At 65.3% G+C, this 22,235-nt stretch carries 22 protein-coding genes; 14 read left to right on the top strand and 8 right to left on the bottom strand.

Annotation, left to right across the window (positions count from 1 at the left end; all coding sequences use genetic code 11):
- Nucleotides 1-178: 178 nt before the first annotated feature.
- Entirely contained in the window at nt 179-1,153 is a 975-nt protein-coding gene (locus tag QCM77_RS13740) for a Bug family tripartite tricarboxylate transporter substrate binding protein (RefSeq protein WP_279683935.1), read from the bottom strand.
- 439 nt (nt 1,154-1,592) lie between these two features.
- Here QCM77_RS13740 and QCM77_RS13745 point away from each other — a divergent pair, with 439 nt between their 5' ends.
- From QCM77_RS13745 to QCM77_RS13760, 4 genes are all read left to right on the top strand, one after another.
- Nucleotides 1,593-2,249, top strand: a complete 657-nt coding sequence (locus QCM77_RS13745) for a hypothetical protein (protein ID WP_279684006.1) — start codon at nt 1,593-1,595, stop codon at nt 2,247-2,249.
- Complete coding sequence (locus tag QCM77_RS13750) at nt 2,246-2,527, top strand: HGGxSTG domain-containing protein (RefSeq protein WP_279683936.1); 282 nt, start codon at nt 2,246-2,248, stop codon at nt 2,525-2,527. The genes QCM77_RS13745 and QCM77_RS13750 overlap by 4 nt, the downstream gene beginning before the upstream one ends.
- 209 nt (nt 2,528-2,736) lie before the next feature.
- The gene (locus QCM77_RS13755) at nt 2,737-3,024 is read left to right on the top strand and encodes a helix-turn-helix transcriptional regulator (RefSeq protein WP_347882367.1); all 288 of its coding nucleotides are present in this window, start codon (nt 2,737-2,739) and stop codon (nt 3,022-3,024) included.
- Complete coding sequence (locus tag QCM77_RS13760) at nt 3,011-4,294, top strand: type II toxin-antitoxin system HipA family toxin (protein WP_279683938.1); 1,284 nt, start codon at nt 3,011-3,013, stop codon at nt 4,292-4,294. Before QCM77_RS13755 ends, QCM77_RS13760 begins: the two co-directional genes overlap by 14 nt.
- Before the next feature lie 79 nt (nt 4,295-4,373).
- Here QCM77_RS13760 and QCM77_RS13765 read toward each other — a convergent pair whose 3' ends face one another.
- From QCM77_RS13765 to xylB, 4 genes are all read right to left on the bottom strand, one after another.
- Nucleotides 4,374-5,321 (bottom strand): ABC transporter substrate-binding protein, encoded by a 948-nt coding sequence (locus tag QCM77_RS13765; RefSeq protein ID WP_279683939.1) that lies wholly within the window; start codon nt 5,319-5,321, stop codon nt 4,374-4,376.
- 155 nt (nt 5,322-5,476) lie between these two features.
- The gene (locus tag QCM77_RS13770; protein WP_279662710.1) at nt 5,477-6,547 is read right to left on the bottom strand and encodes an ABC transporter permease subunit; all 1,071 of its coding nucleotides are present in this window, start codon (nt 6,545-6,547) and stop codon (nt 5,477-5,479) included.
- On the bottom strand, nt 6,540-8,063 hold the full coding sequence (locus QCM77_RS13775) for a sugar ABC transporter ATP-binding protein (protein ID WP_279683940.1): 1,524 nt from the start codon (nt 8,061-8,063) through the stop codon (nt 6,540-6,542). The genes QCM77_RS13770 and QCM77_RS13775 overlap by 8 nt, the downstream gene beginning before the upstream one ends.
- A 243-nt stretch (nt 8,064-8,306) precedes the next feature.
- On the bottom strand, nt 8,307-9,752 hold the full coding sequence (xylB, locus tag QCM77_RS13780; protein ID WP_279684007.1) for a xylulokinase: 1,446 nt from the start codon (nt 9,750-9,752) through the stop codon (nt 8,307-8,309).
- A 119-nt stretch (nt 9,753-9,871) separates the two neighbouring features.
- Between xylB and QCM77_RS13785 the strand changes: the two genes are divergently transcribed.
- The 5 genes from QCM77_RS13785 (at nt 9,872) to QCM77_RS13805 (ending at nt 16,326) form a co-directional block, all read left to right on the top strand.
- Nucleotides 9,872-11,125, top strand: a complete 1,254-nt coding sequence (locus QCM77_RS13785; RefSeq protein ID WP_279683941.1) for an MFS transporter — start codon at nt 9,872-9,874, stop codon at nt 11,123-11,125.
- A gap of 23 nt (nt 11,126-11,148) precedes the next feature.
- Nucleotides 11,149-12,342 carry a M20/M25/M40 family metallo-hydrolase gene (locus QCM77_RS13790; RefSeq protein ID WP_279683942.1) on the top strand — a complete coding sequence of 398 codons (1,194 nt, stop codon included), beginning with the start codon at nt 11,149-11,151 and terminating at the stop codon, nt 12,340-12,342.
- Nucleotides 12,343-12,416: 74 nt separating this feature from the next.
- The gene (locus QCM77_RS13795) at nt 12,417-13,505 is read left to right on the top strand and encodes a mandelate racemase/muconate lactonizing enzyme family protein (protein ID WP_279683943.1); all 1,089 of its coding nucleotides are present in this window, start codon (nt 12,417-12,419) and stop codon (nt 13,503-13,505) included.
- Nucleotides 13,506-13,778: 273 nt separating this feature from the next.
- Nucleotides 13,779-14,927, top strand: coding sequence for an amidohydrolase (locus tag QCM77_RS13800; RefSeq protein WP_279683944.1), 1,149 nt, complete (start codon nt 13,779-13,781; stop codon nt 14,925-14,927).
- A gap of 43 nt (nt 14,928-14,970) precedes the next feature.
- On the top strand, nt 14,971-16,326 hold the full coding sequence (locus QCM77_RS13805) for a serine hydrolase domain-containing protein (RefSeq protein WP_279683945.1): 1,356 nt from the start codon (nt 14,971-14,973) through the stop codon (nt 16,324-16,326).
- A 68-nt stretch (nt 16,327-16,394) separates the two neighbouring features.
- Here the strand turns inward: QCM77_RS13805 and QCM77_RS13810 are convergent, their stop codons facing one another.
- Nucleotides 16,395-16,640 carry a hypothetical protein gene (locus QCM77_RS13810; protein ID WP_279683946.1) on the bottom strand — a complete coding sequence of 82 codons (246 nt, stop codon included), beginning with the start codon at nt 16,638-16,640 and terminating at the stop codon, nt 16,395-16,397.
- Between the two features lie 97 nt (nt 16,641-16,737).
- On the opposite strand from QCM77_RS13810, the gene QCM77_RS13815 reads away from it, so the two are divergent.
- On the top strand, nt 16,738-17,460 hold the full coding sequence (locus tag QCM77_RS13815; protein ID WP_279684008.1) for a DUF72 domain-containing protein: 723 nt from the start codon (nt 16,738-16,740) through the stop codon (nt 17,458-17,460).
- Between the two features lie 27 nt (nt 17,461-17,487).
- Here QCM77_RS13815 and QCM77_RS13820 read toward each other — a convergent pair whose 3' ends face one another.
- Both QCM77_RS13820 and QCM77_RS13825 read right to left on the bottom strand, forming a co-directional pair.
- Entirely contained in the window at nt 17,488-17,667 is a 180-nt protein-coding gene (locus tag QCM77_RS13820; protein WP_279683947.1) for a hypothetical protein, read from the bottom strand.
- The gene (locus tag QCM77_RS13825) at nt 17,664-17,891 is read right to left on the bottom strand and encodes a hypothetical protein (RefSeq protein WP_347882368.1); all 228 of its coding nucleotides are present in this window, start codon (nt 17,889-17,891) and stop codon (nt 17,664-17,666) included. The genes QCM77_RS13820 and QCM77_RS13825 overlap by 4 nt, the downstream gene beginning before the upstream one ends.
- Nucleotides 17,892-18,234: 343 nt before the next feature.
- Between QCM77_RS13825 and QCM77_RS13830 the strand changes: the two genes are divergently transcribed.
- The 4 genes from QCM77_RS13830 to QCM77_RS13845 all read left to right on the top strand — a co-directional run bounded on the left by QCM77_RS13830 (nt 18,235) and on the right by QCM77_RS13845 (nt 22,224).
- Nucleotides 18,235-18,690 (top strand): Hsp20 family protein, encoded by a 456-nt coding sequence (locus QCM77_RS13830; RefSeq protein WP_279683948.1) that lies wholly within the window; start codon nt 18,235-18,237, stop codon nt 18,688-18,690.
- Between the two features lie 111 nt (nt 18,691-18,801).
- Nucleotides 18,802-19,170, top strand: coding sequence for a hypothetical protein (locus QCM77_RS13835; RefSeq protein WP_279683949.1), 369 nt, complete (start codon nt 18,802-18,804; stop codon nt 19,168-19,170).
- A gap of 433 nt (nt 19,171-19,603) precedes the next feature.
- Nucleotides 19,604-21,040 (top strand): sodium:solute symporter family protein, encoded by a 1,437-nt coding sequence (locus QCM77_RS13840; protein WP_279683950.1) that lies wholly within the window; start codon nt 19,604-19,606, stop codon nt 21,038-21,040.
- Entirely contained in the window at nt 21,037-22,224 is a 1,188-nt protein-coding gene (locus QCM77_RS13845; RefSeq protein WP_279683951.1) for a sialidase family protein, read from the top strand. The genes QCM77_RS13840 and QCM77_RS13845 overlap by 4 nt, the downstream gene beginning before the upstream one ends.
- Nucleotides 22,225-22,235: the final 11 nt, after the last annotated feature.

Consider the following 22,235-nt stretch of genomic DNA (forward strand, 5'->3'; position numbering starts at 1 on the left):
CCCCATCGGCCGCGAAAACGGACCTGCCCACTTCGCGCCCGGCGCCTGAGGTCGTTCAAAAAAGCCCGAAATCGAACTTCACTCCCGCACAAGACATTGCGCAAAGCCCTCGCTTGCGGGAGAGGTGGAGCCCGCGGCTCCGACTGACCCAACTTACCGTCCTTTGCGCAAGCGTCCGCTACTCCACCTTGATGTTCGCGGCGGCCACCACTTCGGCGAGCTCCTTAGTCTCCTTCGCGATCTTCGCCGCATACTCGGCCGGGCTGAGCAGGCTAACCACGCCTTGCGAGCCGAGCCGCTCCGCGACGGTCGGATCCTTGGCCGCCGTGACGATCTCCCGGTGCAGCGTCTCGAGGATCGGCGCGGGCGTTGCCTTCGGCATGAAGAAGCCGACCCAGAACGAGAGGTCGAAGCCGGGATAGCCGGCTTCGGCGACGGTCGGCACGTCAGGCAGCGCCGGCAGCCGCTCGGCTGACGACACCGCGAGCGCGCGCAGCTTGCCGGCTTTCACCAGCGGCACGGCGGACAGGGGATCGAACACCGCCAGGACCTCCTGCGCGAGGATGCCGACCTCGGACGCAGCACCACCGCGATAGGGCACGTGGATCATCTTGATGCCGGCCTTCTGGCTGAGCAGTTCCATGGCGAGATGGGCGAGGTTGCCGTTGCCGCCGGAGCCGTAGGCAAGCGCGCCGGGCGCAGCCTTTGCCGCGGCGACGAGATCGGCGACGGTGTTGATGTCAGCCGTCTTGGGATTCTCCGGATTGACCACGAGCACGAGCGGCGCCGACACGACGGTGGTCAGCGGCGCGAAGTCCTTTTCCGGGTCGTAGCGGATGTCCTTGAAGAGCGTCTTGTTGAGCGTGATGGTGGACGAGTTGCAGGCGAGGATAGTGTAGCCGTCGCCCTCGGCATGCGCGACGCCTTCGGCTGCGATCATGCCGTTGGCGCCGGCGCGGTTCTCGACCACCAAGGGTTGTCCCAGCTTGTTGCTCAGCCGATCGCCAATGATGCGCGCGACGACGTCAACCGGACCGCCCGCGCTGAAGCCGACCATGATCTTGACCGGCCGCACCGGATATTTTTGCGCGAGGGCCTCAGTCGTCACGCACAATCCGGCGACGATCGCCAGCAGGCGAAGCGTTCGTTGCATTCGTTCTCTCCCGGGACGCTCGCGGCCGCTTTGGCATGACGCGGCGCATTCGGCGATCATGATGAGCGGGCGCGCCGGATTTCGCAATCGCGTTTGCAGGCTGGCATTCCGTCGCGCGGCAGGTCGGCGCCGCTTCGAAACAAAAACCGCGAAAACAACCCCATGCACAGTAGCCGGCCGCTGTCGGAACAAGGGCTTACACGGACCAGGATTTGCACGAACGAGAATTGCGCGCTTCGCAATGCCGTTTGACTCGTCGGGCAAAACACCGGCAGAATGCCATCATTGCAACAATCGCCAGCGTCCACGCCGCCCCGGCCACGGGGCGCTCGACGCGATTGCGCGTAAGCCCTTCATCGACATCTCGAAAATCGCACAGGCGCGCAGCGAGCGATTGATTTCGCGCGCAATCAGCCTGCGCCGGCAAAGGACACATCACATGACGACATCTGCCCAACGCCATAGCACGCTGCCGCTTGCGGTAACCGATCGCAGCGGCCCGGCCGCCACCCCGCGGATCAAGCTCTACAAGCGGCGCATTGTGATCCACCATGCCGACCCGCAAGCCGGCGAACGACTGCTCGCCGAGGCGCTCGGCGCCGCCGACCGCGACGCACTGCATGGTCTGCTGGGGCAATTGGTGAAGGCCAGTGCGGTCGGACGGGAGCCCGATGAAGCCAATCTCGCCTTCATGATCTCGCTGGTGAAGAGCATCGCGCCGAAGGATTCGATCGAGGCCATGCTCGCGGTGCAGATGGTGTCCATTCACACGGCGGCGATGCGCTCCGCCTGCCGCCTCGCCCTCACCCCCGACATTCCGCAGCAGGAGAGCATCACACGCGCATTGACCCGGTTGAACCGCACCTTCGCGGCCCAGATCGAGGCACTCAGCCGCCACCGCAACAACGGCGAGCGTGCGATTACGGTCCAAAATTTGTCGGTGCAGGACGGCGGCAGGGCGATCGTGGGCAACGTTACCCAGCACGCGAGCATGATGGTCGCGGAGCCGAACGCTGCGACAGCTGCTGGAATGGTCCCGCCGCGCGAGGCCGGCGAATGCGAACAGGCCGAATCCAGACAAGGCGCCACCGCATGAACGGCCATCACATCCGCAACACGGGCGCGATGATGACGAGCCCGCGCTGCGGCGCCGGAACGCGCAGCGGCACCATTTGCCGCGCGCCGGCGGTGCAAGGCAAGGCCCGCTGCCGCATGCACGGCGGCGCACGGAAATCAGGCGCGCCGAGGGGAAATCAGAATGCGCGGACGCATGGCGCGTTCACGCAGGACGGGATCGCGGAAGGACGGGCAATCCGGACGCTGCTGGGCGAGACGCGGAAGCTGCTGGTCGAGATGGAGTCAGTGCCTGACTGAGGGATCGGCCGTTTGAAGCCAAGTTTCAGACATTCACGCGCTATTAATGGAGCATATCGGCCTAAATGGTCCAGTTATAAACCATCATATATTGACGCGCCTATCAAGGCAGGACTATAAATAGATCATGTAGCCATATACGGTCTATTAATGGATCATCCATGCCAAAAATAGCAAGACCCTACTCCCGTTACGCCAAGGATGCGGCTGTGCTGCTCGGCCAGCTCATTCACAAGGCCCGTATCGAGCGGAAGATGACGGCCGAAGAACTGGCCAGCAGGGCTGGTCTTTCGCGCGGGCTGTTGCGGCGCATCGAGAACGGCGACCTCGGCTGCACGCTTGGTGCGGTCTTCGAAGCAGCGGCCATCGCCGGCGTGTCGTTGTTCGATAGCGACGAACGCGCCCTGGCGAGCGCCCTCTCCTCCAATTCCGCCGTGATGGCGCTGCTGCCGAAATCCGTCCGCACTTCGCACAAGACGCCCGATGACGATTTCTGAAAAGCCCACTGAGGCCTTCGTATGGACCTGGCTGCCGGACGCTACCGCCCCGGTCGTGGCAGGTCGACTGTTTGCAGAAGGCACACAGCTGCTCTTCCACTACGGACGAAGCTACCTCGCGCGAAACAACGCGATCGCGCTCTATCACCCGGAGCTTCCACTGCGGAGCGGCGTGCTGCCGCTGACGCCCGGCTTGATGATGCCGAACTGCATTCGCGACGCCTCACCCGATGCGTGGGGCCGTCGCGTCATCATCAACCGGACATTCGGGAAGAGCGGCAAGGACGTCGATACCGGAGACATCGACGAACTGACCTATCTGCTGGAGTCCGGCTCGGACCGCATCGGCGCCCTGGATTTCCAGCTCTCGGCGGAGAGCTATATACCGCGCGAGGCTTCGGCAGCATCGCTTGCAGAACTTCAAGCCGCGACCACGCTCGTCGAACAAGGGGTCCCGCTCACGCCGGAGCTTGATCGAGCCCTCCTGCATGGAAGCTCGATCGGCGGCGCCCGGCCGAAGACGACGATCATCGCGAATACTCAAAAATATATCGCAAAATTCTCATCGCAGAACGACCTCTACAATGTCGTGAAGGCGGAATTTGTGGCCATGCGGCTTGCCGCAAGGGCTGGTCTTGTTGCGGCCCCCGTCAGCCTCGACCGCGCCGCCGGAAAGGACGTCCTGCTGATCGAACGTTTCGATCGGCAGAAGACCGGGGACGGGTGGCGGCGCCGCGCGATGGTCTCCGCGCTGACGCTGCTCGAACTCGAGGAAATGATGGCGCGCTACGCGAGCTACGAGGACCTCGCGACGATCATCCGTCACAGGTTCACCTCGCCAAAGGAGACGCTCCGCGAACTGTTCGGACGGATGGTGTTCAACATCCTCTGCGGCAACACGGACGATCACGCCCGGAACCACGCGGCGTTCTGGGACGGAAAAAATCTCTCGCTGACGCCCGCTTACGACATCTGCCCCCAGGCCAGAACCGGCGGTGAGGCAACGCAAGCGATGTTCATCACCGGCGAACGACGCACGAGCCAGATCACCGTGTGCCTCCAGGCCGCGCCGCTCTTCCTTCTCGGGCTCGATGAGGCGACCAAGCTCATTGCGGGACAGATCAAGGCGATCAAGACGTTCTGGAAAAACGTATGCGACACAGCGGCGCTTTCGGAAGTCGACCGCAACTTCCTCTGGAGACGACAATTCCTCAACGAGTTCGCCTTCGTCGACGCTCCGGAACCGCTGGTCAAGCTCGTTGAGGGATGAAAGGCTCTAGGATGGCTTGAACTCTTCGCGAAACCCATTATCGGCCAGCGCCGTAGCGGCGCCGGCCCTCTGTCGCCCGCTACTGCGTCCGGTCCGAGGTCCAGCCCTTGTAGTCGCCGACATTGTCGCGCGTCACCAGTTTCGACGGCAGCAGCTCGACTGTGGAAGCCGGCTTCTGGCCGTTGAGGATGCCGACGCCGACCTGCACGGCGCGGCGGGCCATGAAGAACGGGTCCTGCGAGGCGGAGGCCTGGATCTGCGCCGCCTGCGGGTCCTTGAGGGCGGCTTCGATGTCGGGCGCGCCGTCGACCGCGGTGATGATAATGCCGGTGCGCTGCTGCTGGCGGGCCGCGAGGTCGGTGCCGATGGCCTGCGGATCGTTGATGGCGAAGATGGCGTCGATCTTGGTGAACCGGGTCAGATAGCCCTGTGCCACCGTGAGGCCGCCTTCGCGCGAGCCCTTGCCGTCCTGGTCGTTGGACAGGACCTTGATGCCGGGTGTTTTGCCGAGCACGTTCTTGCAGCCGACGACGCGGTCGATCACCGCGGAGACCTGCGGGCCGTTCTCGATGATCACATCGCCTTTGCCGCCGAGCTTGTCGACGATGTACTGGCAGGAGATCTCGCCGGCCTGGACGTTGTTGGTGGTCACCGTGGCGTCGGCGCCTTCGGCCGCGGTGTCGACTGCAACGACGACGATGCCGGCGGCCTGCGCCTTCTTGATCGCCGGGCCGACCGCCTTGGGATCGCCGGGGTTGAGCAGGATCAGGTCGACGCCGGCGGCGATGAAATTGTCGATCTGGGTGACCTGCTTGCCGAGATCATATTCGAAGCCGACGGTGGTGATCTTGACGTTGGGATTGGTCTTTTTGGCCTCGAATTCGGCGCCCTTCGACAACGCGACGAAGAACGGGTTGCCGAGCGAGCCCAGCGAAATGCCGATCGACTTGAGCTCCTTGGCGAAGGACGGCGCGGAGCTCAGGACGAGCGCCATCGCGGCGCCGGCAAACGAGATCGACTTCAACATTGGCTTCCTCCCTGGTCTGTTTGAAGCTCCGGCACGGCGACCAGTTGCCGTGACGGAATGGACAGGACGGCGCGCGCCGGCTGCATTTCTCAGGCGCTCCTTGTTCGAGCATGATCTTTTCGAAAAACCGCTTCGCGCTTTTTCGGATCATGCTCTCAAGTCCGGGCCGAGCCCTGCAGCCGATAGCGGTCCAGTGCGACCGCGCCGATGATCACCAGGCCCTTGATCACATATTGCCAGACGTCGGACACGCCGATCAGGATCAGGCCGTTCGACAACACGGCAATGATCAGCGCGCCGACCAGCGTGCCCCAGATCGAGCCGATGCCGCCGACAAAGGAGGTGCCGCCCAGGATCACGGCAGTGATGGCGTCGAGCTCATAGGACTGGCCGAGCTGCAGGCCGTTGGCGGCGTAGAGGCGCGCCGCCTGCATCGCCCCGCCGAGGCCCGCGAGCAGGCCGGACACGCCATAGACGAAGATCAGCACGGCCCAGACCTTGATGCCGGCGAGCCGCGCGGCGCTCTCGTTGCCGCCGACCGCATAGATGTGGACCCCGAGCACGGTGCGCTTGAGCACCAGCCACGACACCAGGATGACCAGCAACGCGATCACCCAGAGCCAGGGAATCGACACGACGCCGGGAATGAGAGTCAGGGCGCCGTTGCCGATGAAGGCATAGGGTATCGACGGATTGAACACGGTGGTGTCGGCACCGAGCAGGCGCGCCGCGCCGCGCACGGCGGTCAACGACCCCAGCGTGACGATGAAGGGCGGCAGGCGCAACAGCGCGATCAAGGCGCCATTGAGAATGCCGAAGACGGCGCCGGTGAGCACCGCGGCCGGCAGCCACAGCGCCCCGAGATCGGGGAATTTGGAGATGATCAGCCCGGCCATCGCCGACGCCGCCAGGATGGAGCCGACCGAGAGGTCGATGCCGCCGGTGAGGATGACGAAGGTCATGCCTGCGGCCAGCACGGTATTGACCGCGGACTGCTGCACCACGATGCCGATGTTCTGGCCGGTGAAGAAGCGGCCGTCCGACAGGACATGAAAGCCGATGCACAAGAGCAGCAGCACCGGCAGCATGCCGACCGCGCGAATGATCATCCGCGTACGCTGCCGCTTCGTCTCCTGTGCCGCGGCAAGGCCGGGCGCGGAGGCGGCGGCCTTGGTGGCGGTGGCCTTGGCAGGGGCGGTGTTGGCGGAAGCGCCGTTCTCAGGCATCGAGCTGCTCCGTTCCGGTGGCGAGTGCCATGATCTCCTCCTGACTGAGCGGCGAGGTCGCGCCCCGCCGCATCTGGCCGGCGATGTGTCCTGCGCGCATCACGATGACACGGTCGCAGATGCCGATGATCTCGGGCAGGTCGGACGAGATGACGAGAACCGCGGTGCCCGACTTCGCGAGATTGTCGATGATCGAGTAGATCTCGGACTTGGCGCCGACGTCGACGCCGCGCGTCGGCTCGTCCAGGATCAGGATTTTCGGGCCGATCGCGAGCAGCCGCGACAGCAGCACCTTCTGCTGGTTGCCGCCAGAAAGCCCGCCGGCGGGAACGCCGACATTGGCGGCACGGATGCCGAGGCCAGCGAACGCTCGCTGGGCCCGCTCGCGCGCCTTGTCGCGGTCGAGGATGCCGCCGAATTTCGCATCGCGGCCGAGCACCGCCAGATTGATGTTGTCGAGGCAGGACATGTCGAGGAACAGGCCGAGCGCCTTCCTGTCCTCGGTGAGGTAGGCAATGCCCGCATCCAGCGCCTCGCCGGGGGTGCGGATCGAGACCGCGCGCCCCTCGATCTCGACATGGCCGGAAGTTTTGGGCGCGGCGCCGATGATCAGATGCGCAAGCTCGGTGCGGCCGGCGCCGACCAGGCCGGCGAGGCCGACGACCTCGCCCGCATGCACCGTCAGCGAACATCCCTTGACGCGCCTGTTGTCGGCGATGTCGACGGCCGCGAGCACGGGCGCGCCCGGCCGCGCCTTGGGATCATGGTCCTTCTTGTAGAAGGACGAGACGTCGCGTCCCACCATCATCCGGACGATGGCGTCGGCGCGGATCTCGTCCTTGTCGAGCGAACCGACCAGCGTGCCGTCGCGCAGCACCGTGACGCGGTCGCCGAGCGCATAGACCTCGTCCATGCGATGCGAGATGTAGATGATGGCAAGACCTTCGGCGCGCAGCTGGCGGATCAGGGCGAACAGCCGTTCGCTCTCGCCGGCCGACAGCGCGGTGGTCGGCTCGTCCATGATCAGGATCCTGGAGCGCGCGTGCAGCGCGCGCGCGATCTCGACCAGCTGGCGCTGGCCCATCGAGAGATTGGCGACCAGGGTCTGCGGCGTGAAATCCGCGCCGAGCCGCGCCAGGATCGGACCAACGCCGGCCTGCATCGCCTCGCGCGCCAGCAAGCCGCCGCGGGAGACCTCGCGACCGAGATAGATATTCTCCGCAACGCTCAGATTGGGGGCGAGCGAGAGTTCCTGATAGATGATTGAGATGCCGGCCGCGCGGCCGCCGAGCGGGCCGCTGATCTGCACCGGCTGGCCGTCGATGCGGATTTCGCTGCCCGGATCGGGCCGGTAGGCGCCCGACAAGATCTTCATCAGGGTGGATTTGCCGGCGCCGTTCTCGCCCATCAAGGCGTGGATTTCGCCCGCGTAGACGGTGAGGTCGACGTCGCGCAGCGCCTTGATACTGAAGAAAGACTTGGAGACCCGGCGCATCTCGAGGATGGGCTCGCTCATCACACCTCCCCGACGCGCCGACGGCGGCATCGCATCTCACCCGCGTCTCGTTTGGTCCCTGGCGCGAGTGCCCGCATTAAACAAAAGGCTGCGGCGCAGGGCAATAGCTCCGACGCGCTCGCGAACGGCCGGGCGCGAATTTATCTTCTTTGGACGGAACCGATGTTCGGACGTAATGCCTTTTCTTCGCCACATCGTCGCGCACCATCCTTGTGCCTGAGTTCGATGCCTTGCGGATCGCGCTCAGCGCCGCGGCCGGTACAGGCGGCGCCATTCCGGAAGCCGCTCGGCGTAGGCGTCCGCAAGCGCGCGGTCGGGCTCGAACGTCTCCACGCGCTGTGGCGCCGTGCAGACGGCCTCGATCGCCTCCCCGGTGACGGCGAGGCGGCCAAGCCGCGCCGCACCAAACGCGGCGCCGGTGTCGCCGTCGGCAAAGCGATGCACCGGCATGTTCAGGACATTGGCCAGCACCGAAAGCCAGAACCGCGACCGCGAGCCGCCGCCGATGACATCCGCCTCCGCGATGACAAGTCCGGTCTCGGCAAGCACGTCCCGGCAATCCGCAAGCGCGAAGGCGACGCCTTCGAGCACGCTTTGCACGATGGCGTCACGATCGGTGGCGTGACTGAGCCCGCTAAGCATACCGCGCACGTCGGGGTCATCGTGCGGGGTGCGTTCGCCCGAGAGGTACGGCAGGAAGCTGACCGGTGACGGCGCCCTCGGGCGCAACCCGAGCGGCGCCAGCAGATCGGCCTCGGTGGTCCCCAACAGCCGCGCGATCCAGGCCAGGCACGATGCCGCCGAGAGGATCGCGCCGGCCTGGATCCATCTGCCGGGGACGGCGTGACAGAACGTGTGCACGACCCGCTCCGGATTCGCAGCGATTGTCTCGGTCGGCACCAGCAATGCGCCGGAGGTTCCGAGCGAAATGAAGGCAGCGCCGGGATTAATGGCGCCAATACCGACGGCTCCCGCAGGATTGTCGCCGGCCCCGCCGGCGATCATCGGCCGCCCGGTCATGCCCCAACGCTGCGCCATCTCGCTGCGCAGCCGCGCCGCCGGCGCGCAGCCCTCGACCAACCGCGGCATCTGCCGGCGCGACAGGGCGGTCGCGGCGAGCCCCTCATCCGACCAATCGCGGCTGATAACATCGAGCCACAGCGAACCCGAGGCGTCCGAGACATCCTCGATCGCCTCACCCGTCAGCACCAGGCGCAGATAGGCCTTGGGTTGCAGCACGAGTTTTGTCGCCGCGAAGATCTCCGGTTCGTGCCTGGCGACCCACAGCAGTTTTGGCGCCGTGAATCCCGGCATCGCCTTGTTGCCTGTCGTCGTCCGCAAGGCGGGCCAGCGCTGCTCCAGTTCGGCGCATTCCGCGAACGACCGTCCGTCATTCCAGAGAATGCAGGGCCGCAACGGCGTGAAATCGGCATCGAGCAGCGTTGCGCCGTGCATCTGGCCCGACAGGCCGATGCCCTCGACGGCGGCCAATTCGCGCGCGTGGTCCGCCTTCAGCGCGTCCAGCGTCGCGAACGTCGCCTCGATCCACTGCGCCGGGTCCTGCTCGCAATGGCCGGGACGCAGCGAGCTGACCGTCAGCGACCGGCTTCGGCTCGCCACCACGCGCTGCGCGTCGTCGACAAGAACGATTTTGACGGCAGATGTGCCGAGGTCGATGCCGAGATACATGATGTCAGTTGCCTTGCAGGATCTTGCGTCCATGACATTGCGGGCATGGCGTTGCCGATGTTGGCATGCACCCGCCAATCATGTAATCCCACCCGAAACCTCGCCGGGACGCAACGCCCATGACCACCGCCGCCACCAACGACGCGGGAGCCACCCGCGCGCTGATCCTTGCGTTGCTCGCGCTTGCCTGCGGGCACATGCTCTCGACCTTGCTGCGCACCATTCCGGCGGTCAGCCTCGACCTGATGGCGGCGGATTTCGGCATCGAACCACAGGCGCTGGCGAGCCTCGCCTCGGTCTATCCGTTCGCGTTTGCGGTTGCGCAGATCCCGGTCGGCGCGGCGATGGACCGCTTTGGCGTGCGGCCGGTGTCACTGAGCCTGCTCGCGGGAACCGTGGTCGGCGCCATCGCGTCGGGGTTCGCGACGGGCCCCGAAAGCTTCGCGGTCGGACAGGTGCTGCTGGGCATCGCGACCTCCGGCATGCTGATGTGCCCGATGACCTTGGCGGCCAAGCAATTGTCGGCCGCGCGCTTCGGGCTGTGGTCCGGCGCGATCCTCTCGATCGGCAATATCGGCATGCTGTTGTCGTCGAGCCCGCTCGCCTTCGTGGTCGACACTTACGGCTGGCGCGCGGGATTCTGGATCTCGGCACTCGGCGGCGTCGCGGTGGCGCTCGCGGTGTTCCTGCTGGTGCCGAGCCAGCCGGCCGAGCACAAGGACGAATCTTCGCCGCTGTCGCAGATGATCGAGGTGCTCAGGCTCGGATTGTCGCGGCCCTTGCGCGGCCTGATCGCGCTGGCGCTGGTGTCGCTGGCGACCTCGCTGGTGCTGCGCGGCCTCTGGGGCGGGCCGTGGCTGATGCAGGTCAAGGGATTGTCGCGGGTCGAGGCCGGCAACCAGCTCGGCGCGTTCACGCTGGCCATGATTGCCGGTCCGCTTCTCATCGGCATGATCGACCGCAGGCTCGGTCGCCGCCGCGCGCTGGTGGCCGGAACGCATCTGGTCGGCGCATTGCTGCTGGCGCTGATGGCGTTCGGGGCGCCGCATTACGCCATCTCCGTGCTGTTCGGCGTGCCCGTGATGCCGCCGCAATACGACCTGGTGCTGTTCGTGCTCATTGGCCTCGCCACCTCCGCGCAGCCGCTGCTGTTCGGCATGTCGCGTCAGCTGGTCGACGCGCAAGTGGCGGGCAAGGCGCTCGCGGCGATCAACCTCGCCTTCTTCCTCGGCGCGGCGCTGATGCAGTCGATCACCGGCGCGGTGGCCGCGTTCGCGGGGCTGCCGGCGGTGCTGCTTTTCATGGCTGCCATGCTTCTGTCCGGTACGCTGATCTTTTTGGTCTATACGTCGCCAAGGCCAGCGATAGAGTAGACCCTGCATCAAGGGGACATCTCATGCCTGTCGACACCAAAGCCGCCACCGACCGCCTCATGCGTTTCCTCGCCGTCGAGGGCGTCACCGGACAGGAGGCGGCGATCGGGCGTGAGCTCACGGCCGCGCTGAAGGAAAGCGGCGTGCCGGCGAAGGCGATCCAGCTCGACGACGCCAATACGCGCATTCCGGTGCCGACCGAGACCGGCAACCTCATCGTCGACCTGCCCGGCCGCGGCGCGCTGCACAACCAGCCGCGCATCATGTTCATGACCCACATGGACACCGTGCCGCTGTGCGCCGGCGCCAAGCCGAAGAAGTCGGGTCGCAAGATCGTCAACGAGGCCAAGACCGCGCTCGGCGGCGACAACCGTTGCGGCTGCGGCGTGCTGGTGACACTGGCGGCAGAGCTCGAAAAGCAGAAGCTCGACCATCCGCCGATCACGCTATTGTTCTGCGTGCGCGAGGAGAGCGGGCTCTATGGCGCGCGCCACGTCAAGCTCGACGAACTCGGCTCGCCGGTGATGGCCTTCAACTATGACGGCGGCTCGGCCTCCAACGTCGTCATCGGCGCCGTCGGTGCCGATCGCTGGACCGTCGAGATTCTTGGCCGCGCCTCGCATGCCGGCGTCGCGCCGGAGCGCGGCATCTCCTCGACCATGATCATGGCGCTGGCGCTCGCCGACGTGAAAGCCGGCGGCTGGTTCGGCAAGGTGGTGAAGGGCAAGCAGCAAGGCACCAGCAATGTCGGCCCCGTCACCGGCGGCGAGGGCCGCCCGGCGGGCGATGCCACCAATGTCGTCACCGACTACGTGCATGTGCGCGGCGAAAGCCGCAGCCACGACGGAAAGTTCTTCAAGGAGATCACCAAGGCCTACAAGGCCGCGTTCGAGAAAGCGGCCAAGCGCGTCACCAACGCACAAGGCAAATCCGGCAAGGTCAAGTTCAAGGCGGAGACCGACTATTATCCGTTCCGCATGAAGGACAACCTTCCCGTCGTCAAACGCGCGGTCGAGGCGGTGTCCGCCGTCGGCGGCACCGCGAACGTCCGCACCGCCAATGGCGGCCTCGATGCCAACTGGATGGTCCGCCACGGCGTTCCGACCGTGACCTTCGGCGCCGGCCAGAACGAGGCGCACACCATCGACGAATGGATCAATCTCGACGAATACGACCGCGCCTGCGCGCTGGCCGTGCAGCTCGCGACGATGCGGTGAGCTGCCTTGCACGGCGTGCGCTTGCCGGGCGGTGTGCGTCGGCCTAGCCTGCAAAGAAAACGCAGGGAGGCCACATGGCACGCATTTCGACGATCGAGACCGGATTCTACCGGATCCCCCTCCCCGTCATGCTCTCCGACTCGACGCATGGCGAGATCGCGGCATTCGAGCTGATCACCTGCCGCATCCGCGATGCCGATGGCGCCGAAGGCGTCGGCTACACCTACACGGTCGGGCGCAATGGCGGCGCCGTCGCCGACATCCTCAAGCGCGAGATCCCCGCGCTGATCGAGAGGCGCGACGCCGACGATACCGAGGCGATCTGGCATCAGGTCTGGTGGGGCCTGCATTATGGCGGGCGCGGCGGGCCGGCGGTACTGGCGCTCTCCGCGCTCGACATTGCGCTGTGGGATTTGAAGGCGCGGCGCGCCAAGCTACCGCTGTTCCGCCTGCTCGGCGGCTTCGATTCGCGCGTACCCTGTTACGCTGGCGGCATCGACCTCGATCTCTCCGTCGAGGCGCTGCTGAAGCAGACCGACGGCAATCTCGCAAAGGGCTTTCGCGCCATCAAGATGAAGGTCGGCCGGCCCGACCTCAAATCCGATGTCGCGCGGGTCGCGGCGATGCGACAGCATCTCGGTGATGGCTTTCCTCTGATGGCGGATGCCAACATGAAATGGACGGTCGAGGAAGCGATCCGCGCCGCTCGCGCCTTCGCATCCCACGATCTCACCTGGCTCGAGGAGCCGATCATTCCCGATGACATCGCGGGCCATGCCCGCATCATGCAGGCCGGCGGCGTGCCGATCGCGGCCGGTGAGAATTTGCGCTCGCTGTGGGAGTTCAAGAACTACATCGTTGCCGGCGCGGTGTCCTATCCCGAGCCTGATGTCACCAATTGCGGCGGGGTCTCCGCGTTCATGAAGATCGCGCGGCTGGCGGAAGCGTTCAACCTTCCCGTCACCAGCCATGGCGCGCACGACATCACGGTGCATTTGCTCGCGGCCTGCCCGAACCGCTCCTATCTCGAAGCCCACGGTTTCGGGCTCGACAAGTACATCGAGCATCCGCTGGTACTTCAGGACGGGCTTGCGCTTGCGCCGGACCGCATGGGCCACGGCATCGGCTTCGACTGGACGGGGCTGGCGAAGCTGTCGGCGTAGCGCGGATTCGCGGCCGCGGGTGCGCCCCCTCTTCCGCTTGCGGGAGAGGGTTGGGGCGAGGGTGTCTCCACAGTGAGATCCCCAATGACGATCGAGCCCTCTCCCGGCCTCTCCCGCAAGCGGGAGAGGTGAAGTGGAGCGCAGCGCGGTCGGTCTGCCCCAGCAATCACCGAAACTCGTTGATGCACGCGAGGCATTCCATGACATTGGATGCAGGCATCGAATATTCGGCTATGGTGTCGACGCCGACACACAATCCGAGAGACGCCAGCCTTGACACCCGAGCTGCACCAGAAACTGACCGCGTGGCGCCAGCATTTGCATGCGCATCCCGAACTATCCCTCCAGGAGAAAGCCACCGCCGCCTTCGTGCAGGACAAGCTCACCGCGCTCGGCATTCCCTTCGTGTCAGGCATCGGCGGCCACGGCATCGTCGCGACACTGACGCGAGGGGCTGCGAACAGCCGCGTCGGCCTGCGCGCCGACATGGATGCGCTGCCGATCACCGAGGACACGGGCCTTGCCTACGCCTCGAAAAATCCCGGCGTGATGCATGCCTGCGGGCATGACGGGCATACCGCCTCGCTGCTCGGCGCCGCCGCGCTGCTCGCCGCCGACACCAACTGGAGCGGCACCGTCGACTTCATCTTCCAGCCGGCCGAGGAAGGTTATGGCGGCTCGCGCGCGATGGTCGCGGCCGGGCTGTTCGAGCGCTTTCCGATGGATCGGGTATTCGGCTTTCACAACTGGCCGGGCCTCGCCGCCGGCACCATCGCGGTCCATGACGGCGTCGTCATGGCCTCCGGCGGGCGCGTCACCATAACCATCGACGGCCATGCCGGGCACGCCGGCATGCCGCACCTGACGCGTGATCCGGTGATGGCGGCCGGTCATTTGATCGTGGCGCTGCAATCGATCGTGTCGCGCAGCGTCGATCCGCTCGACACCGCCGTGCTCTCGCTCTGCACGATCGACGGCGGCACCGCGCCGAACCAGATCGCGGGACGCGTCGTGATCCGCGGCACGCTGCGCTACCATCGCGACGCGGTGAAGGGCACCATCCTCGACGGCATCGAACGCATCTGCGCCGGGATCGCGACGAGCTTTGGCGTCAAGGTGACGCCGGAGATCGTCATGGGCGTCGGCGTCGTGATCAATACGCCGGCCGAGGCGGGTCTCGCGCGCCTCGCCGCGGACAAGGTACGGGCCGAGCTGCGGCGCGACCTCGCGCCCAGCATGGCCGGCGAGGATTTCGCCCACTACCTCCAGCAGCGGCCGGGCGCCTTCGTCTGGATCGGCAATGGCGAATTGCGCGACGGCGCCGAGCTGCACGGCCCGCGCTATGATTTCAACGACGCGATCCTCCCCGTCGCCTCCGGCTGGATGGCGGAAGTCGCCAAGACAGCGCTGGCGTCGAACTAGCGCGTGGACTCTAGCGTGCAGCCGGCCGACAGCGCGGGGAAGAATGCGCAGTGTTCTAATTATTTTCGGGTTTCTCATAGCGATTCTCGTTCTGGGGATTTTGGGGCTGGGCAGTTGGCTCGCCTTCGTCCGTCCGGAATTGTTGCCGCTCGCTTCTGCTTATGCAGCAAAAACCGTCTGCTCGAACCTATTCATCGCGAAACGCGATGCCGACGCAGTGATACGAACCGACGTACAGTTTGCGGAACGTCGCGTCGTTAAACTCATGAAAATCGACGTCGACACAGCCAACCGGCGTGTCGAGGCCGCACTTTTCGGCCTGTTCGGCAAGCGTTACGCGGCCTATGCCGAGGGGCGTGGTTGCACACTGGTTTCAAAAGACGAAATCCCGGCCCCCGCCTCCACGCCGCCGTTGCTGCCTCTGGCCACGGCTGAGGCGCTTTGGCCGACCGGCGAGGCCGCGCAATTGTCCAATGATCGTCGTTTGCGGGCGGTGCTGAACGATCCAGTTCTTCGGGGACCGGGGATGCGTGCGATCGTCGTCGTCCATGACGGACGCATTGTCGGCGAGACCTATGGCGAAGGCTTCAACGCTTCGACGCCCTTGCTGGGCTGGTCAATGACGAAGACCGTCACTGCCGCCCTGGTCGGAATGGCGATCAAGGACGGCAAGCTTTCGCTGGATCGGAAGGATCTGTTTCCGCAATGGGCCGGGGATGCTCGCGCGGATATCTCGGTGGCCGATCTGTTGGCCATGTCCAGCGGTTTGGAATTCAACGAGGACGATGGCCTCCTCAACGACGCCGCGCGTATGGAATTCCTGGTGAGAGATGCGGCGGCTTTTGCGAGGGACAAAGCGCTTGTCGCCGCGCCCGGGACGACATTTCATTATGGGTCAGGATCGTCGGTCCTGTTGACGCGAATTTGGCAGAACGCGGTCGGAGCGGCTGCGCCGGCTTTTCCGCAGGAGCGGTTGTTCAAGCCCTTGGGTATGACCAGCGCGGTACTCGAATCCGACCCGTCAGGTACATTCCTCGGCGAAGCCTTTCTCTACGCCAATGCGCATGATTGGGCACGTTTCGGCGAGTTTTTGCGCCTGGGCGGAGAATGGAACGGCCAACAGCTTTTGTCGCCGGGTTTCGTCGATTACATGCGCTCGCCCGCGCCGGCGTCCGATCAGGGCCACGGTCCTGTCTATGGTCGTGGACAGCTTTGGTTGGCCGCGGGTCTCGGGTTTTCTCTTCCCGCCGACACGTTCATGTTGAACGGGCACCTCCGCCAGACAATCACGGTTATCCCCTCGCGCAAACTGGTGATCTTGCGCATGGGATTAACGCGTGAAGATATTGGCTACAGCAACGCGAAACTGCTGCAGGCCATCGTCGCGGCAGGGTTTTGAAGCCTTGGCCTTGCTCGCCGCACGGCAGCAAAGTTTACGGGCACGCGGCCAGATGCGACCGCGCCCGCTCACGAGATTTCGCGCGGCAGCTTCCAGTCGGGCCGCGGCTCGCAGACCTCCTCGACCCGCGCGACGTGATATCCGGCAGGCAGAAGCCTGCCGCCCTCCTCGTCCGCGACGGGAACGTCGGTCACCAGCCCTTCGATCAATGCGGCTTCCCACACCTCCTTCTCGGAGGGAAAAGGGTCGCCGATCTGCTTGTTGCCTTCGAACAGCGCGTACATCGGTTCCGGTCCTGCGTTGATCAAGCTCACGAGCAACGTATCGGCCGCACGGGCGTTCCCTTTCGGCTAGCGCGGCTCCCGCCATCGAGCGTGCCGCGTCCGACGATGGCAACGGATGACCCGGGAAATGGCGCGCGTTCTGATCGGAACCTCCGGCTGGCACTACGCCTCCTGGCGAGGTCCGTTCTTTCCCGAGAGCGTGACGCTGAAGCAGCAGCTGCGCTACTATGCCGGGCAGTTCGACACCACCGAGCTGAACGGCGTGTTCTACCGCACCCCGACGCCGGAGGCCGTCGAGGCTTGGCGGGCGCAGACCGGGCGCGATTTCGTCTTCGCCTGGAAGGCGTCGAAATTCATCACGCACTGGAAGCGCCTGTCGGACCGCTCGGTGAACAGCCTCGAGCTGCTGGAGGACCGCATCTCGCAGCTCGGCGGCAAGGCCGGCCCGATCCTGTTCCAGCTCCCGCCGCAATTCGAGGCCGACGCGGACCGCCTCGCCGGCTTCTTCAAGCTGCTGTCGAGAAAGCGGCGTTACAGTTTCGAATTCCGTCATCCGAGCTGGTATCAGCCGCGCATCTTGCGGATGCTGGCCGACGAGAACATCTCGCTGTGCTTGTCCGACCATCACGACGCGCCGGCGCCGTGGAAGCGCACGGCGGATTTCGTCTATGTGCGCGGACACGGGCCGGGCGGGCGCTATCACGGCCACTACAAGAAAGCCACGCTGGCGCAATGGGCGCGGCGCATCAAGTCCTGGAAGCGGCAGGGCTGCGACGTCTTTGTCTATTTCGACAACGACCAGAAGAGCGCGGCGCCGGCCGATGCACGGGCGTTGAAGCAATTGCTGTAACCGCGGACAAGGCCGGCGAAGCCGCCGTTACGCCGCCGATCGATCCGGGAAGTCGCCTTGCAACGCGTCGAGCAGGCGCTGCTCTCGCTCGATCCTGCTACGGTAGAGCTCGCGTTCGCTCTCGGTTCTGGCGGCGGCCAGCAGCACGCGATAGTGCCGGATCACCTTCTCGCTGCCGCGGATGAGGAGGTCGCGGACGTTGCTCATGGTTCCGCTCCCGTCGCGGCGGAGGCGGATTGCGGGTTCGGAAGCGTGAATGCGACAGGGAAGACATCAGCGGCGAAAGCGTCGAGCGCGGTCTGCTCCTCGGCGAGGCGTCGTTCGATGAACTGACGTTCGATGTCCGACAGCTTCGTCTTCAGCAAGCGCCGGTAGCGGGAAAGGTTGTTTCGGTGCGCGCGAATGCGGGCCAGATCCTGATCGAGCATCATCGTCACTCCAGGCGGTCTTTCACGGTCCTTTTCAATTTAACGGTGTCGGAAGAGGACTCTTCCGGCGCAAAAAATATTCGGGCTGCTTTCCTTGTCAAGACGCTCATCGCCGCTCTTCGGCGCTTTGGCGGGATCGGCCGGCCGCCGGCGGCGCGAGCCTAAAAAATTTTTCGCCCCCCCTCTTGCAACGTCCTTCCGCCGTTCTATCTCGTTTTTCGCCGCGAGAGCGGTGTGCCGGATGCCCCGATCGGGTCCGGCGCGGGCGCCGGCAGGGGTCTTCGGACCTGGTCCGATTCCTGTCTTGCGCTCCTTCGTATCCATCTTGCTCTTTGGAGGACTTGGTATGAGGACTACTTTTGACTTCGCGCCCCTGTGGCGCTCCACCATCGGCTTCGACCACCTGGCCGACCTCGTCGACAGCACGCTGCGCCAGGCGAGCGAGGATAACTATCCCCCCTACAACATCGAGCGATCCGGCGAAGACCACTATCGCATCACGCTGGCGGTGGCGGGATTCGGCGTCAACGACATCATCGTGACCGCCGAACAGAACGCGCTCACCATCGAAGGCAGGAAGCCCGACGGCGCTGCGCGCGAGTATCTCTACCAGGGTATCGCGGCACGTCCGTTCCGCCGTGTGTTCAATCTCGCCGACTACGTCCAGGTCAAGCAGGCTGCCTTTGAGGACGGTCTCCTGATCATCGATCTCGTGCGCGAGATTCCGGATGCGATGAAGCCGCGCCGGATCCAGATCGCGGGCGCTTCGTCACCGCAGATCGAGCAGAGGAAGGCGGCTTAGCCTCGTCGCACGCGTTCGGCACTGCCGCAACCAGCATGGCGGATGGCGACCGGGGTCGCCGTCCGCCGATCAAGAAGCATCCCTTCGGAAGGAGTGTAGAGGGAGACAACCATGACCAATGCCAATGCGACCATCGGCGGTCTCAACCCGCTGTTTCATCCCGCCGCATATTATGCATCTCCGAGCGCCGTCCTCGACGATCGCAGCCTCTCGACGCCGGAGAAGCGGATCATCCTGTCGTCGTGGGCTTCGGACATGTACGCGGTGGAATCCCATCCTGCGTTGCGCGAGATTCCCGGCCTCGACCACACCATCCGGCTCCCGGACATTCTCGCCGCGCTGCGCAGGCTGGATGACGATGACGACCCGCCGCCCCGCGGCGGCGCTTCGATGCGGCTGCGGCCTCCCGCACCTGATGCGGAAGCCGACAATGACGGCCGACCACCCGATCGTCGCGCTGCAATCGATCGCTGCGCGTAGCCTGCCGGGCCCCGACGTTTCCTTCCTCTAAACATCCCGTTGAACGCACTGCGGCAACGCTCCCGACAATCGCCTATGGCCGATGCGAGGTTGTCGAACGTGCTCGGCCTGCATGGTTCGAGACACCCGCTTTGGCGGGCTCCTCACCATGAGGGTCCGATATCTCGCCGCGAAACACGGCCTCATCCTGAGGGCCCGCCGTAGGCGGGCGTCCCGAAGGATGGCCTCAGGCGAGCTTCCCGCCACGATGTGCGATCGCCCGGGCTCCCGACCGGGCTGTTCCCGCCGCAGCTTCGCGCCGTCGCGCTTGACGCACGGTGTTCGGACGGGTCTAATAATCCTTAAGAACAATTGTTCGCATTCCGAACACTGCCCAGTCGGGACAGAGCGGGCTCACAACACCGCGTCCGCGTCACCAGAGGAAACGTCAACGATGCAAGCCATCCTCAATGGCGACAGCACGCTCATCGTCGCGATGATCGTCGCCTACATCGCCTTCACGTCCTGGCTCACGCTCAAGCTGCGCAGCAGGACGAGCGATCAGTTCATGACCGGCGGGCGCGCGATGCCGGCCATCGTGGTCGGCGTGCTGATGATGTCCGAATTCGTCGGCGCCAAGTCCACCGTCGGCACCGCGCAGGAAGCATTCCAGTCCGGCATGGCGGCGGGATGGGCCGTGCTCGGCGCCTCGATCGGCTTTCTGCTGTTCGGACTGTTGATGGTGAAGAAGCTCTACAATTCCGGCGAATACACCATCTCGGCCGCGATCGCGCAGAAATACGGCAAGTCGACCATGCTCACGGTCTCCGTGATCATGATCTACGCGCTGCTGCTCGTGAACGTCGGCAATTACATCAGCGGCGCGGCTGCGATCGCCACCGCGCTGCATGTCAGCCTGCCGCTCGCGATGTGCGTCATCGCCGTGGTCAGCACCTTCTACTACGTGTTCGGCGGCCTGAAGGGCGTCGCCTGGGTGACGATCCTGCACAGCGCCTTCAAGGTCGTCGGCATCGTCATCATCTTCACGGTCGCGATGTCCCTGACCGGCGGCATTGCGCCGATGCAGGCCAAGCTGCCCGTCCACTATTTCACCTGGGACGGCAAGATCGGCTTTGCGACCATCTTCGCCTGGACCTTCGGCACCGTCGGCGCGATCTTCTCGACCCAGTTCATCGTCCAGGCGATCTCCTCGACGCCGAGCGCCGACGACGCCCGCAAGGCCACCTTCTATGCCGCCGCGTTCTGTCTGCCGCTCGGCTTCCTGCTCGCCTTGATCGGCGTTGCCGCGAAATTCCTCTATCCCGACATGAACAGCCTCTACGCGCTGCCCGTGTTCCTGGAGAAGATGCCGCCGCTGGCCTCGGCCTTCGTGACAACCTCGCTCGTCGCTTCGATCTTCGTCAGCGTCTGCACCGTCGCGCTCGCAATCGCCTCGCTGGTGGTGCGCGACTTCTACGTTCCCTATTGGAAGCCGACGCCGGAGCGCGAGCTGAAGATGACCCGCGTGTTCTCGGTGGTGATCGGCATCGCGCCGCTGGTGTTCGTCTTCTTCGTCCCGGAGATCCTCAAGCTGTCGTTCTTCACGCGCGCGCTGCGCCTGTCGATCACGATCATCGCGATGATGGGATTCTATCTGCCGCTGTTCGCGAGCAATCGTGGCGCCACCGCGGGCCTGATCGGCGCCGCGGTCTCGACGACGGTCTGGTACATGCTCGGAAATCCCCTCGGCATCGACAACATGTATGTCGCCGCCGCGACGCCGCTGGTCGTGATGGCGATCGAGCGCATGGCGCTGGGCCGCGCGCCCGCCGCTGCCGCGACGCCGCAGGCCGCGCAACCCAATGCTTTCGTGGAAAGGACTTCGACATGATTGCCGACATCGAGATCGCCGCCGACGGCGTCGTTCGCCAGGCCGACGGCGATCCCGACCGGTTCGACGCCTTCATTCCCTCGCCTTGCGTGCAGAACCACGCCGCCAATCTGATGCCGCTCGCCGATGGCGATCTGGCCTGCGTCTGGTTCGGCGGCACGCAGGAAGGCATGTCGGACATCTCGGTGTATTTTTCGCGCCTGGCCCGCGGCGCGACGCAGTGGTCGCGCGCCGAAAAGCTGTCCGATGACAAGGCGCGTTCGGAGCAGAACCCGGTGCTGTTTCCCGCGCCCGACGGCACGCTATGGCTGATGTGGACCGCGCAGCTGGCGGGGAACCAGGACACCGCCCTGATCCGCCGCCGGCTCTCCCGCGACAATGGCAAGAGCTGGGGCCCGATCGAGACGCTGTTTCCCGAGCACCGTGGCCGCGGCACCTTCATCCGCCAGCCGATCGTCGTGCTCGACAATGGCGACTGGCTGCTGCCGGTGTTTTATTGTCACAGCACGCCGGGACGGAAATGGAACGGCGACGCGGACACCAGCGCGGTGAAGATCTCGTCGGATTCCGGCGCGACCTGGCGCGACGTCGACGTCCCCGGCAGCCGCGGCTGCGTGCACATGTGCATCGCGCGCCTCGACGACGGTTCGCTGCTCGCGCTGTATCGCAGCCGCTGGGCGGACAACATCTACCAGAGCCGGTCCACCGATCATGGCCAGACCTGGTCGGCACCTGTTACGACCGTGCTTCCCAACAACAATTCCTCGATCCAGGTCACGCGGCTCGCCAACGGTCATCTTGCGCTCGTGTTCAACGACTCCAGCGCCAATGACGCGACCGGACGCCGTCTCTCGCTGTATGACGAGATCGAGGACGACCTTCCCCCCGTGATCGCCGGCGATGGCAGAAGTGCGGATGGACGCACCGCATTCTGGGGCGCGCCGCGGGCGCCGATGACGCTGGCCGTCTCGGCCGATGGCGGACGAAGCTGGACCAGGCGCAATGTCGAGACCGGCGACGGATACTGCATGACCAACAATTCGCGCGAGCAGACCAATCGCGAGCTGTCCTACCCGTCCGTCAAGCAGACCCCCGACGGCGCGATCCACATGGCGTTCACCTTCCATCGCCGCGCAATCAAGTACGTGCGCGTGACCGAGCCATGGGTCACGAGAACTGGGTGACGAGAACTGGG

Source organism: Bradyrhizobium nivariense, from assembly GCF_029846695.2.
Classification (GTDB): domain Bacteria; phylum Pseudomonadota; class Alphaproteobacteria; order Rhizobiales; family Xanthobacteraceae; genus Bradyrhizobium.

What these genes read in the sequence shown, in the direction of transcription:
- QCM77_RS13740 (WP_279683935.1), bottom strand. Translation starts at nt 1,153, where the DNA reads ATGCAACGAACGCTTCGCCTGCTGGCGATCGTCGCCGGATTGTGCGTG.
- QCM77_RS13745 (WP_279684006.1), top strand. Translation starts at nt 1,593, where the DNA reads ATGACGACATCTGCCCAACGCCATAGCACGCTGCCGCTTGCGGTAACC.
- QCM77_RS13750 (WP_279683936.1), top strand. Translation starts at nt 2,246, where the DNA reads ATGAACGGCCATCACATCCGCAACACGGGCGCGATGATGACGAGCCCG.
- QCM77_RS13760 (WP_279683938.1), top strand. Translation starts at nt 3,011, where the DNA reads ATGACGATTTCTGAAAAGCCCACTGAGGCCTTCGTATGGACCTGGCTG.
- QCM77_RS13765 (WP_279683939.1), bottom strand. Translation starts at nt 5,321, where the DNA reads ATGTTGAAGTCGATCTCGTTTGCCGGCGCCGCGATGGCGCTCGTCCTG.
- QCM77_RS13770 (WP_279662710.1), bottom strand. Translation starts at nt 6,547, where the DNA reads ATGCCTGAGAACGGCGCTTCCGCCAACACCGCCCCTGCCAAGGCCACC.
- QCM77_RS13775 (WP_279683940.1), bottom strand. Translation starts at nt 8,063, where the DNA reads ATGAGCGAGCCCATCCTCGAGATGCGCCGGGTCTCCAAGTCTTTCTTC.
- xylB (WP_279684007.1), bottom strand. Translation starts at nt 9,752, where the DNA reads ATGTATCTCGGCATCGACCTCGGCACATCTGCCGTCAAAATCGTTCTT.
- QCM77_RS13785 (WP_279683941.1), top strand. Translation starts at nt 9,872, where the DNA reads ATGACCACCGCCGCCACCAACGACGCGGGAGCCACCCGCGCGCTGATC.
- QCM77_RS13790 (WP_279683942.1), top strand. Translation starts at nt 11,149, where the DNA reads ATGCCTGTCGACACCAAAGCCGCCACCGACCGCCTCATGCGTTTCCTC.
- QCM77_RS13795 (WP_279683943.1), top strand. Translation starts at nt 12,417, where the DNA reads ATGGCACGCATTTCGACGATCGAGACCGGATTCTACCGGATCCCCCTC.
- QCM77_RS13805 (WP_279683945.1), top strand. Translation starts at nt 14,971, where the DNA reads ATGCGCAGTGTTCTAATTATTTTCGGGTTTCTCATAGCGATTCTCGTT.
- QCM77_RS13815 (WP_279684008.1), top strand. Translation starts at nt 16,738, where the DNA reads ATGGCGCGCGTTCTGATCGGAACCTCCGGCTGGCACTACGCCTCCTGG.
- QCM77_RS13820 (WP_279683947.1), bottom strand. Translation starts at nt 17,667, where the DNA reads ATGAGCAACGTCCGCGACCTCCTCATCCGCGGCAGCGAGAAGGTGATC.
- QCM77_RS13825 (WP_347882368.1), bottom strand. Translation starts at nt 17,891, where the DNA reads ATGATGCTCGATCAGGATCTGGCCCGCATTCGCGCGCACCGAAACAAC.
- QCM77_RS13830 (WP_279683948.1), top strand. Translation starts at nt 18,235, where the DNA reads ATGAGGACTACTTTTGACTTCGCGCCCCTGTGGCGCTCCACCATCGGC.
- QCM77_RS13835 (WP_279683949.1), top strand. Translation starts at nt 18,802, where the DNA reads ATGACCAATGCCAATGCGACCATCGGCGGTCTCAACCCGCTGTTTCAT.
- QCM77_RS13840 (WP_279683950.1), top strand. Translation starts at nt 19,604, where the DNA reads ATGCAAGCCATCCTCAATGGCGACAGCACGCTCATCGTCGCGATGATC.
- QCM77_RS13845 (WP_279683951.1), top strand. Translation starts at nt 21,037, where the DNA reads ATGATTGCCGACATCGAGATCGCCGCCGACGGCGTCGTTCGCCAGGCC.